Genomic DNA, 12,031 nt, shown 5'->3' on the forward strand with positions numbered 1-12,031 from the left:
AACTAAAAATTAGTTTTGTTTCATACTCCTGATTTTAATAAGCGCCTAAAAAACAGACTGTATTTCGATTCCATTAGCTTTTTGAAACTCTGACATTTTACCTGCTAAGGTCATTTGTCCGACCCTATTTTTATTTCTTTATCTGACTCACTAATTTAACATAATTTTCAGAACGGTCTTCTGCATCATCTTTTGTTTTCGTTAAAAGATCTTCTACAACTTCTTGATTGTCTTTGATTGTATGAAGTGCAGAGAAACGAGTTTGTTTTTCAAGGAAATCACGTATTTTAGAGAAATCAGCTTTTTTGTAGTCAATGACCATAGGATCTTTACCTTTTTCAATAAGTTGTGGATTATAACGATACAATTGCCAATAACCTGACTCAACAGCTTCTTTTGCTAATGCCAATGTTTCGATCATTCCACCTTTAACACCATGGTTGATACAAGGTGTGTAGCCAATAATCAATGATGGTCCTGGATAGCGTTCCGCTTCATCAATGGCTTTGATTGTCTGCATTGAATTAGCACCCAATGCAATTTGAGCAACATAAACATTTCCGTAAGTCATCGCCATCATGCCTAGATCTTTTTTAGATGTTTGTTTTCCCCCAGCAGAGAATTTTGCGATAGCAGCAGCTGGTGTTGCTTTAGATGTTTGACCACCTGTATTTGCATAAACTTCATTATCCATGACAAAAATATTGACGTCGGCTCCACTCGCTAAAACATGATCGATTCCACTAAAACCAATATCATAAGCCCAACCATCACCACCAACAATCCATTGACTGGTTTTTACAAGTAAATCACTTTGTTGATAGATTTGTTCCAAAAGTGGATCTGTTTGATATTCCTCACTCAAAGCAGCAGCTAGTTTCGTTGCTCGTTGCTGTGTTCCTTCACCTTCCAAATAATGCTCTAACCAATCTTCCATTAAAGCATGAAGCTCCTCTGTTCCTAGTTTTTTATCGACTGCTTCTTGCACTTGATCCGCTAAATATTGCCGTTTTGTTTTATTGGCTACATACATGCCGTAGCCGTATTCAGCATTATCTTCAAACAGTGAATTACTCCAAGCAGGACCTTGACCGCATTCATTGGTCGTATAAGGTGTTACAGGAGAGGAGCCACCCCAAATAGAAGAACAACCTGTTGCATTTGCCATCATCATACGATCCCCAAATAGCTGTGTTAATAGTTTGATATACGGTGTTTCGCCACACCCTTCACACGCTCCTGAAAATTCCATCAATGGCTGATTAAATTGAGAGCCTTTGACTGATAATTTTCTAACTGGGTTTTCTTTTTGCTGCAAGGTCATTGCAAAGGCCCAGTTGATTGCTTGCTCTTTTTGTTCTTCATAAGGTTTCATAAGAATGGCTTTTTCTTTGACAGGGCAGGCTTGAACACACAAACCACAACCTGTACAATCTTCTAAAGAGACTTGAATCCGATACATCAAACCGTCAGCACCGCGCATTTCTCTAGCAACAAATCCTTCTGGTGCTTCTTCCATCTCAGCTTCATCTGCTAAAAATGGGCGAATCGCTGCATGTGGACAAACAAAAGCACATTCATTACACATGGTACATTTATCCATCTGCCATTCTGGCACTTCTAAAGCAATCCCACGTTTTTCATAGGCCGCTGTGCCCATTGGCATTTCACCTGTTTTCATGCCATTGTCGATTAAATCACCAACCGTTAAGTCGTTCCCTTCTTGGCGATTGATTGGCTGTAGAATATTCGTAACATACTTAGGCAAGGTTAGATCTTTTTTCTCAGGTTCAATGACGATCGTTGCCCATTCTGATGGTACTTCGATTTTTTGAAGTGAATCAAAGGTTCTATCAATTGCTTGGTAGTTTTTATTGACAATCTCTTTTGATTTTTTGCCATATGTTTTTTGAACCTCTGCTTTTAGTAAAGGCATGTATTCTTCTCGCGTCATAATATCCGTTACTTCAAAAAACGCAGTGGACATTACCGTATTGATTCTGCGACCCAACCCAACTTCTCGAGCTAATTCAACAGCATTGATAATATAAAATTGAATATTATGTTGCGCAATGTATTGTTTTAGCTTCGCTGGAAGTAATCGATAGACTTTTTCCTTGTCCCAAATAGTATTCAATAAAAACGTCCCGCCGTCTTTCAAGCCTTTTAATAAATCATAATTGTGAATATAAGAAGCATTATGACAGGCAATAAAATCTGCTTGTTCTACTAAATAAGTTGAAGTGATCGGTTCTTCTCCAAAACGTAAATGAGAAAGAGTCAAGCCGCCTGATTTCTTAGAATCATAACTAAAATAAGCTTGAGCATATAAATCAGTGTTATCACCGATAATCTTGATTGCCTGTTTATTGGCACCAACTGTTCCGTCTGATCCAAAGCCCCAGAATTTTGCTTGGAATGTTGAATTAGGGGTTAAATCCAACACCTCGCCATGCGGTAATGAGCGATAGGTCACATCATCTACGATTCCGATTGTAAAACGTTGTTTCAATTCAGCAAATGGTAATAATAGATGATCATAGACCGCTTTGATTTGATTAGGTGTTACATCTTTTGAGCCTAATCCATAACGCCCACCAATTACGATCGGACGATTTTCATGTTGATATAACGCGCTTTGAACATCTAAAAGCAATGGTTCTCCGTCAGCTCCAGCTTCTTTTGTTCTATCTAGAACCGCAACTTTTTCCACTGTTTTTGGTAATTTTTCTAATAGGTTTTCTGTTGGAAATGGACGGTATAAATGGATATTGATCAGACCAACTCTGCGACCTTGCTCATTTAAATAATCTACCGTTTGTTGAATAACTGGTGAAGCTGATCCCATGGAAATAATGACTTCTGTTGCATCATCCGCACCATAATAGTCTGTAAGATCATAATTCGTACCACGTAATTCATTGATTTGATTCATATACTTTTGAACGATTCTCGGCATTGCTTCGTAATTGGCATTAACTGTTTCTCTTTGTTGAAAATGAATGTCTGGATTTTGAGCTGTTCCTGAAACTGTTGGATGATTTGGGTTCATCCCCCTTTTTCTAAAGCGGTCCACTGCATCTTGATCCAGCATCCCTTTTAAATCAGCATAATCCAATACTTCGATTTTTTGTAATTCGTGACTCGTTCTAAAGCCATCAAAGAAATTAACGAAAGGTAAGCTACCTTCGATACTAGCTAAATGTGCTACTGCTGAAAGATCCATCACTTCTTGTACACTGGATTCGGCCAACATACAAAAACCAGTTTGGCGAGTTGCCATAACATCTCCATGGTCCCCGAAAATACTCAAAGCACTTGTCGTGATCGCTCTTGCTGCTACATGAAAAACACCTGGTAAAAGTTCACCAGCTATTTTATACATATTAGGGATCATCAACAGCAAACCTTGTGAAGCTGTATAGGTTGTTGTTAGAGCACCTGTTTTTAATGAACCATGAACAACACCTGCGGCTCCAGCTTCTGATTGCATTTCAATTACTTGGACTTTTTGTCCGTAGACATTTTTCAAGCCAGTTTCTGCCCATTCATCGACTAATTCTGCCATCGTAGAACTTGGTGTGATCGGATAAATCGCTGCTACTTCAGTAAAGGCATAGGAAATATACGCTGCGGCTGTATTTCCGTCCATTGTCTTCGTTTTTTTCATTTTTCTCACCTTTTATCTTCCCTCAAACTTTTGTTGTTACGGGCGTTTTCTTTTTTTCTCGTACATACTTGTCGATTTCTACAGCAGCAACTTTTCCAGCACCCATGGCTAAAATCACTGTTGCTGCACCTGTAACAATATCTCCGCCGGCAAAGATGCCGGGAATCGATGTTGCTCCCGTTTTTGGATCCGCCTCAATGTAACCCCATTTTGTTAATGTAAGTTCTGGGAAAGTAGATAATAAGACTTTATTGGACCCTTGACCGATTGCTTCGATCACTGTGTCAGCTTCGATAATAAACTCACTATTTTTGATTGGAACAGGGCGACGTCTTCCAGACTCATCTGGTTCACCAAGTTCCATTTTGACGCATTTCACACCAGTTAAATCACCAGTACCATTATCTATATATTCGATAGGGTTAGTCAGCCAATGATACATGATATCCTCCTCAACAGAGTGATGATATTCTTCAATACGTGCTGGCAGCTCCTCCAGTGATCTACGGTAGACAATGCTGACATGTTCAGCACCTAAACGTTTAGCTGAGCGTGCGGCATCCATCGCTACATTCCCACCACCGATCACGACGACATTATCCGATTGTTTCATCGGTGTATCATATTTTGGGAATTCATAACTATGCATCAAATTGATCCGTGTTAAATATTCGCTAGAAGAATAAACGCCATTTAGTGCTGTACCAGGAATCCCCATAAAATTAGGTGCTCCTGCACCAACAGAAATATAGCAAGCATCAAAATCGTTCATGATCTCATCCATAGTGATCGTTTTTCCAACGACAATATTGGTTTCGATCGTTACACCTAACGCTTCAATACTTTCAATCTCTTTTTTTACGATCCTTTTAGGTAATCTAAATTCCGGAATACCATACGTCAAGACACCGCCAGAATCATGTAGAGCTTCATAAACGATGACCTCATAGTTCATTTTGGCTAAATCCCCTGCAACCGTTAAGCCCGATGGACCGGAGCCGATCACAGCGATTCGCCCGATTTTTGGTTGATCATTCTGAATATGTCTAGAAAAGTCTTGATTTTCCAAAGCCCAGTCAGCCACCAAACACTCAAGTTTGCCAATTGCGACTGGTTCAAAATTTTTCGCCATCCCTAATTTACAAACTTGTTCACATTGTTTTTCCTGAGGGCAAACTCGACCGCAAATAGCTGGAAGATTTGTATATTTTCCTAATACATTAGCGGCTTCTTGCATATGGCCTTCTTTGATTGCAAGGATAAATCCAGGAATATCGATCATCACAGGGCAACTGGAGATACAAGGAGCATCTTTACATTGTAAGCATCTAATTGCTTCTGCTTGTCCTTCTTCGATTGTATAGCCTAAACAAACTTCAGAAAAATTTGTTTTGCGAAGAGCAGGATCTTGTTCAGTAATGGGTGTTTTTGTTCTGCTTCTTCTAGCCATGATTCCCCACCTGCGCTTTTTGGTAATTTGTTAAACTATTTTCTTCCTCAGTCTTATATTGTTTCATCCGACTGATAAACTCTTCCCAATTGACCTCAGTTCCTTTAAATTCCGGACCGTCAACACAAGCAAATTTAATACTTCCATCGATCGTTACCCGGCAACCACCACACATACCTGTTCCATCGATCATGATTGGGTTTAATGAAACGTAAATCGGTAATTTATGATTTGTTGCAGTCATCGTACAAAATTTCATCATTACGCTGGGACCAATCGCCCAGCTGCAATTAACTGTTTCTCTGGCAATCACTTGTTCCATTGCTTCAGTTACAAGTCCTTTCATACCAAGAGTGCCGTCATCTGTTGTAATGATCAACTCATCGGAATATTCACGACACTCATCTTGAAGAATCACTAATTCTGCGGTTTTGGCACCAAGAATCGTAATGACTCGATTTCCCACTTTTTTTAATCCTTTAACAATTGGAAAAATTGCAGCGATACCAACCCCACCGCCTACGATCATTACGGTCCCGTAATTTTTTATTTCGGTCGGCATGCCAAGTGGTCCTGTTAAATCTAAAATAGCATCGCCAACCTTTAGAGTACCAAGTTCAGCAGTTGTTTTACCGATTACTTGAAATACCAAACGAATGCTACCGCTGGAAGGTTCCGCATCTGCAATCGTCAAAGGAATCCGTTCTCCAACTTCATTGATACGGAGAATTACAAATTGCCCTGGTTGTGCTTTTGCTGCGATTCGAGGAGCTTCGATCCAAAAATCATATTCATTTTTGGAAAGATGAACCTTTTTGGTTATCTTATACATATGGATTACCGTTAATGAATAGCCTCATTCATTTTTCCTTCTTTCATATGATATCTGCTTATCTCTATAACCCAGCCGTTAGTTCCTGAACGAATTTTTTTAATGCTTCAACATCTTCATCTTCTGCATTATTTTCAATTTCAACTGTTTCGGCAACTTTTTTTGCACCAGATTTTTCTAAAGCCGCTACAAAATCATGGGCTGATTTGCAGAACAAATCGCCATACTCACGATCTCCAGAACCAACAACGCCAAAAATTTTTCCAGCTAAATCCTTTTCCTCCAACTCATCATAGAAATCCTCAAATTCAAATGGCAATTCACCATCGCCATAAGTATAAGTAGCAAGCACACAAGCATCTGCATCATCAAAAAAGTCAACATCTACTTCTGAACACTCTTCTCTTTCTACATCAAATCCCGCTTCTTGTACGGTACTTTCTATGATTTCTGAAATCTCCTCGGTGTTTCCTGTCATGCTTGCATAAATGATTTTAACCAATGCCATATTTACTCATCCTCTCAACTTTTTTACATAATATTTTAAAGTATAAAAAGATTGAGTTGTAACCCTTTTCATTCTTTTCATACTTAATATCAACAAAACTACATGTCTGTCGTACCTGTTAAGGATCTCTTATTCCAAATTACCTTTTTCACATATAAACAAATGCGCTAAAACGCTTTCTTTTTTTAGATCAAAATCATGTAAAAACTTCACTTATACTATAACATAAACAGCTACTTTAAAACAATATTTTTTAGGTAAAAAAAATAATTTTTAGCAAATCTGTTTCATCCGTGTTAAAACAAGTTTTTTTCTCGCCCTAACCAAAGAACCGCTTCCAAAACAGCACCACCTAATGCTCGTGCTTTATCTGATATCGTAAAGCAATCTACTTGGTCAATAGGACGAGGATCGACATCGCCACATTTTAGTCCCGTTTGACAGGATACTTGATCTGAAATCATCCCTCTTAGAACACCATCTAATGGTGATTGTACAGCTACTTTTCCAACATAAAAAAGTACTTCGCCTTTTTTTACGACATCACCGAGTTTTTTTATGTGTTTGACAGCTCCTGAGGCTGGCGAATGGATAACGCGTTCCGCACTCTTTCCACCAACTTCACCAGGTGTCCCAGTATTCGGGATAGCACGCCCTTCAAAATACAAGCGTCCTAAATAATGCCCTCTCATCGTTTCAACTACAACATCAACATCTTCTGGTGCTGAAAAACCTGGTCCTAAAGCAATTGTTATGGGTGCCATTTTTCTGTTCGTTCCTAAATTTTTTTTAGCTAAAATTGCATCTACCAAAACGGTTGGTTGTAACTCAGATAATGAACTTGCTGTGGGATCAACCAGCATGGGGATTTGCCCGTCAGCCCAGATTGCGGAACATTCCGAGACATCAGCTACTAAAATAGCTTCTAGATCTTCTACCTGCTGTTTTCCTTGAAAAATAGCCGTACACAAGGCCACAGTACGGCGAATTGCTAAAGGTTTGGCTGTTTCTAAAATGACGACTTTAAAACCGGCATGAACTAATTTTTGAATCACGCCTGTTGCCAAATCGCCACCACCTCTTACAGCTATGATTGCTTCAGAAATCGATTGTTTTATTTTTCCCATAATACAATGCCTTCTTTCGATTGAATATTGCAGGCAATCACTTTACTCAAGCGTTTTAACAACATTTGTGGTAATAAGGATAAGACTTTTTTTGCCTGATTCAATTGCGCTGGTGTTTCCACCTGATTGATACAAAGAATCCGTTGTCCCTGACTTTTCTCCCATAAACCTGTGGGACTAGTAATGATTTCAGCTAATGTTTCTTCATGGATTTTTGCTCCTTGAGTAGCCCCGGTTGCACGCAGAAAAAGCGGCAAACGATGGATCGTTCTATCATCAATAGCTTTTCCTACAGCAGAGATGGGAATCAAACCAATCGTAACAGTTGTTTCCGGCAACACAACAGGCTCAAAGGTTTCCCAGCCTTTTAAAGGTAATTGCTTGGAACCATCGGCCTCTAAAAATGCCTTGTCAAAATACTGAAGTGATTGTCGGAAGACAGCAAGAGGCAGTGCACCCAATTTATAGCCATCAGCAGTCAAACAACCTGCCAATGTGATCCCACATCCATCTTTACCTAGTGTTGAAAAGTCTTCACTATAAAAATAATCATATGATTGTTCCACTGGATAACCAATTTTCGTCGTTGTGCTGACTAAAATAGTTTGATCACGATAATACTCAGCAAGATACCACATCAAGCTTGTTTTTCCACCACTGCCGATCAATGAAACGACTTGTTGACCTTGAAAATCAAAACAGCCGCTCAAGGTTTCCATGGGACATACTTCCTTTCACTGTTACTTCCTTCAATTGTAAATACTCCTTTAATCGGTATCTTAGCATCCGCTAAATGCATTCGCCCTTGTTCAAAATCTTCTCTCGCCAGTCTTAAACAAATACCACAAAAATCGCCTAAGCTTGTCGGTAGTGCCATAACTGAAACAGGTATTTTTTTATTGAGTAAAATTTTCTCACTATGAACCGCATAATGGGTATTTTGAAACGTTAAAAGATACTCCATTTTTCCACCTCGTTTTAGAAATTGATGACTTTTTTCGCCTGCGCCATTACTTCTGAAATCCCATACATATTTGTGATTTCACCGATTGCTAATGTTTCTTTGATTTGGTAAAAATCTAAACAGGCACCACACGTACTGATCTGTGTCCCTTTATCTACTAACACTTTCAAGTCATTCAATGTATTGGAGCCTTGATTCGTCAAAAATGCCCCACTATTAAAGAACAAGAGATGCTCTGGTGGTGTATCTAGTTCAGTCAAAGAATAAATATAACTTTTTAATAGCATTGCCCCTAAATCTGGATCACCGTCCCCCATAGTTTTACGTCCAAAAGCAACGACTAATTCACTATCTGATACTGTTTGGTTTAACTGATCTTGATTTTTGGGAACGACGATTTCAACCGTAAATTCATCGTTTTTTAGTGTTTGACTGGTTGTTTTAAGCCCCAATCCCTTAGCCATTTTCTCGATATTTTTCACAGAAACTTCATTATCTACGATGATTTCAATAAGCCCACCATCATTCTTGATTTCCCGAATCGCTTTTTTTGCTTCAATCACTGGAATTGGACAGGGTTTACCTAAAGCATTAATTTTTTTCATTGCTGCTCCTTCTTTCTCATACAATAATAATCGACTGATCTGATTCTTTCTGGCAAACTTCCCCTATAATCGCCGCTACTGGATCATCTTTTTGGATTGCCGCAAGACATTCTACAGCCTTCTGTACAGCGACACTAATCAGTAATCCGCCCGAGGTCTGAGGATCAAATAAAATCTCCTGAAATGCTGGCGTAGTGTTGGTCAAGTCAATTTTAGTTTCCAAGAATTGGCGATTTCTTTGTCCGGCCGCTGTTGCTAAAAACTCTTCTGCATAATGATAGGCGTGCGGTAAAAGTGGTAATTGTTCTGGATCAATCACAAGCGTCACATCTGCCCCCGCCATTTCAGATGCATGCACTAATAAGCCAAAACCGGTCACATCTGTACACGCATGAACAGGAAAATCACGCATCTTTTCAGCCGCATATTTATTTAGTCGTTCCATCGAGGCGATTGCTGCCTTTTCTGATGTTTTACACGCTACTCCTCCTCTAACAGCAGATTGAACTAGTCCCACCCCCAAGGCTTTAGTAAGAATCAAAATATCGCCGACTTTTGGAGTATTATTATGAATGATTTTTTTTGGGTCCACTTGTCCTGTAACGGCTAATCCATATTTAGGTTCATGATCATAGATCGAATGCCCACCAGCTAATGAAGCCTGTGCTTCTTTTAATTTCTCAGCACCGCCAATCAGGATTTCTGAAAGCTTTTGTTTTGCCATTTTCTCTGGAAAACAAACTAAGTTCAATGCAAACAACACTTCTCCTCCCATTGCATAAACATCGCTCAGTGCATTTGCTGCGGCAATCCTGCCAAAAGTGCGGGGATCTTCGACCATCGGTGAAAAAAAATCCACTGTTGAGATCAGCGCAAGATTTTCTGATACTTGATAGACTGCTGCATCATCAGATGCATTAAAATCGACTAATAACTTTTCATCAGAGAATTTGGGCAAACCACCTAAAAAACCAACTAATTCATTTGGTCCAATTTTGGCACCACACCCACCTGACGTACATTGTGATAAAAAATCCATCCTTTTTCTCCTTCATCTTTATTCTGACAAAATTTCCTTTAAGGCTTTTAAAGTGTACTCAATTTCATCTAAGGTCGTATTCCAACCAAAACTAAAACGAACTGCACCGATTTTTAGCGTTCCAGCAGTTTGGTGTGCCAACGGAGAACAATGTAATCCCGATCGTGTGACAATCTGATAGCGATCAAATAATTGCTGAGAAAGTTCTCCAGAATCAACCCTTGCTGACTTGATTGAAACAACGGGTACCCTTTGAATTGCTTCTGTACATCCTAGAATTGTTACAGGCAATTTTTTTAATCCCGTCAAAAATCGCGAGGTCAGGGCGCGCTCATGATCTGCGATTTTGTTGAGCCCAAGTTCTTTTATAGATTCAAGTGAACTCTTCAAACTTAAAATTCCTAACATATTTTGTGTGCCCGGTTCAAATTTATCTGGTAAAAAATCAGGCTGCGCAAGTGATAACGAGGCACTGCCTGTACCACCACTCATCCAGGGCTTGATTTTGTGCTCCATATTTTGTGCTAGAGCAAATCCTCCGATTCCAGAAAGCCCCATTAGACTCTTGTGTCCTGTAAATGCCAAAACATCGATCAACATCTCTTCTATATCAATTGCTAAAAAACCCGCAGTTTGTGCGCTATCCAAAACTGTGATGATACCGTGTGCTTTTGCAATTTCAAAGCATTCTTTCACAGGTAAAATCGTCCCTAATACATTGGATGCGTGTGTCATCACTATGACTCTTGTTTCTGGACGAATCAGTGATTCAATTATTTCTGGATCAAGCCTGCCATCTAATTTGCAAGGAATACGTGTCACTGAAATATTCTGTCGCTTTTCTAGCAGGTGTAAAGGTCTAGCCACGGCGTTATGTTCTACTTCAGTTGTTAAGACATGATCCCCTGGTTTTAATAGACCATTTAGCACCATATTTAGTGAAGTCGTTGCATTTGCCGTAAAAATAATATGTGCCGGATCAGGTGCATGAAAAAATTCCGCCAACAATTGGCGAGCCTCAAAAACCACTTCAAGTTCATCGATATTTTGTGAACCACGATTCGTATTTAAATTATTATTTCTTTCTAAGTATTGACATAATGATTGAATAGTCGCTTCAAATTTGTGATTTGAAGTAGCTGCATGGTTTAGATACACAGACTGTTTCATCTTTTTATCCCTTCCTACTGTGACAAATGCTTTGATTGGTTAAATTCTGATATTCTGCTGGCGTATCGATATCAATCAAACATTCAGGCCTGTCTACACGAATTTTACGCCAAGCTTCTGGATGATTATCCCGAACAACTCGACCACCAGAAGCTCCTGTAACCTTTAGTAATTCAGAACGAAACGCTTCACCAAAAAACATAGGACTACATGGTGCTTCCCTTTGATCAATTGGAAAAACGATGGTTTCTTTAGAGTAAGCTGAAAAAAGGGATTCAAGCAACGCTTGCGTTAATCGTGGTTGATCGACAGTTAAATAAAGATAGCCTTCTCCAGTAGCCGCTTTTGTTCCTAAACGAACGCTTGCACTTTGCCCTTTCTGTGCTTCTATATTTTGAACGACCTTTAGATCAGTAGGTAACTTTAATCCCTGCAAGTTTTCAGGTGAAATAACTAAAATCCGTTCAAAAAATGGCATTTTTTTAGTGAGGTTTAACGTCCGCTCCAAAAAAGTCTCCCCTTGATAATCAAGAAAGAGTTTATTTGTTCCCATTCGTACAGAACATCCTGAAGCCATAATGATTGCACTTACTTTCAGCATTGGTTTACTCCTTTTGATTTCATCGATCGTTAAAAATAAAAACGCACCCAATTGTCTTTATCGGA

At 39.2% G+C, this 12,031-nt stretch carries 11 protein-coding genes; all 11 read right to left on the minus strand.

All coding sequences use genetic code 11. The features are described 5' to 3' along the window. Positions 1-130: 130 nt before the first annotated feature. The 11 genes from nifJ to A5866_RS04855 all read right to left on the minus strand — a co-directional run bounded on the left by nifJ (position 131) and on the right by A5866_RS04855 (position 11,966). Complete coding sequence (gene nifJ, locus A5866_RS04805) at positions 131-3,670, minus strand: pyruvate:ferredoxin (flavodoxin) oxidoreductase (protein WP_086279685.1); 3,540 nt, start codon at positions 3,668-3,670, stop codon at positions 131-133. A 22-nt stretch (positions 3,671-3,692) separates the two neighbouring features. Then, positions 3,693-5,120 carry an NADPH-dependent glutamate synthase gene (gltA, locus tag A5866_RS04810; RefSeq protein ID WP_086444218.1) on the minus strand — a complete coding sequence of 476 codons (1,428 nt, stop codon included), beginning with the start codon at positions 5,118-5,120 and terminating at the stop codon, positions 3,693-3,695. Continuing rightward, on the minus strand, positions 5,113-5,952 hold the full coding sequence (locus tag A5866_RS04815) for a sulfide/dihydroorotate dehydrogenase-like FAD/NAD-binding protein (protein ID WP_086444217.1): 840 nt from the start codon (positions 5,950-5,952) through the stop codon (positions 5,113-5,115). Before A5866_RS04815 ends, gltA begins: the two co-directional genes overlap by 8 nt. A gap of 64 nt (positions 5,953-6,016) precedes the next feature. Next, positions 6,017-6,460, minus strand: a complete 444-nt coding sequence (locus A5866_RS04820; protein WP_086279079.1) for a flavodoxin — start codon at positions 6,458-6,460, stop codon at positions 6,017-6,019. Positions 6,461-6,756: 296 nt separating this feature from the next. Beyond that, a complete protein-coding gene (gene yqeB, locus A5866_RS04825) occupies positions 6,757-7,587 on the minus strand; it encodes a selenium-dependent molybdenum cofactor biosynthesis protein YqeB (protein ID WP_086279078.1) in 831 nt (276 codons plus the stop codon). Beyond that, the gene (yqeC, locus tag A5866_RS04830; protein WP_086279077.1) at positions 7,575-8,306 is read right to left on the minus strand and encodes a selenium cofactor biosynthesis protein YqeC; all 732 of its coding nucleotides are present in this window, start codon (positions 8,304-8,306) and stop codon (positions 7,575-7,577) included. The genes yqeB and yqeC overlap by 13 nt, the downstream gene beginning before the upstream one ends. Beyond that, positions 8,294-8,551: a DUF3343 domain-containing protein gene (locus A5866_RS04835; protein WP_086279076.1), complete on the minus strand. Its 258-nt coding sequence runs from the start codon at positions 8,549-8,551 to the stop codon at positions 8,294-8,296. The genes yqeC and A5866_RS04835 overlap by 13 nt, the downstream gene beginning before the upstream one ends. A 14-nt stretch (positions 8,552-8,565) precedes the next feature. Further along, positions 8,566-9,156 carry a sulfurtransferase-like selenium metabolism protein YedF gene (gene yedF / locus A5866_RS04840; protein WP_086444216.1) on the minus strand — a complete coding sequence of 197 codons (591 nt, stop codon included), beginning with the start codon at positions 9,154-9,156 and terminating at the stop codon, positions 8,566-8,568. A 16-nt stretch (positions 9,157-9,172) separates the two neighbouring features. Beyond that, on the minus strand, positions 9,173-10,195 hold the full coding sequence (gene selD / locus A5866_RS04845; RefSeq protein ID WP_086444215.1) for a selenide, water dikinase SelD: 1,023 nt from the start codon (positions 10,193-10,195) through the stop codon (positions 9,173-9,175). A gap of 18 nt (positions 10,196-10,213) precedes the next feature. Then, positions 10,214-11,365, minus strand: a complete 1,152-nt coding sequence (gene sclA, locus A5866_RS04850) for a selenocysteine lyase SclA (RefSeq protein ID WP_086444214.1) — start codon at positions 11,363-11,365, stop codon at positions 10,214-10,216. 4 nt (positions 11,366-11,369) lie between these two features. Next, positions 11,370-11,966, minus strand: coding sequence for an NTP transferase domain-containing protein (locus A5866_RS04855; RefSeq protein ID WP_086279072.1), 597 nt, complete (start codon positions 11,964-11,966; stop codon positions 11,370-11,372). Positions 11,967-12,031 lie beyond the last annotated feature (65 nt).

Origin of the sequence: Enterococcus sp. 12C11_DIV0727 (genome assembly GCF_002148425.2) — a bacterium.
In the GTDB taxonomy this organism is placed as follows: domain Bacteria; phylum Bacillota; class Bacilli; order Lactobacillales; family Enterococcaceae; genus Enterococcus_L; species Enterococcus_L lemimoniae.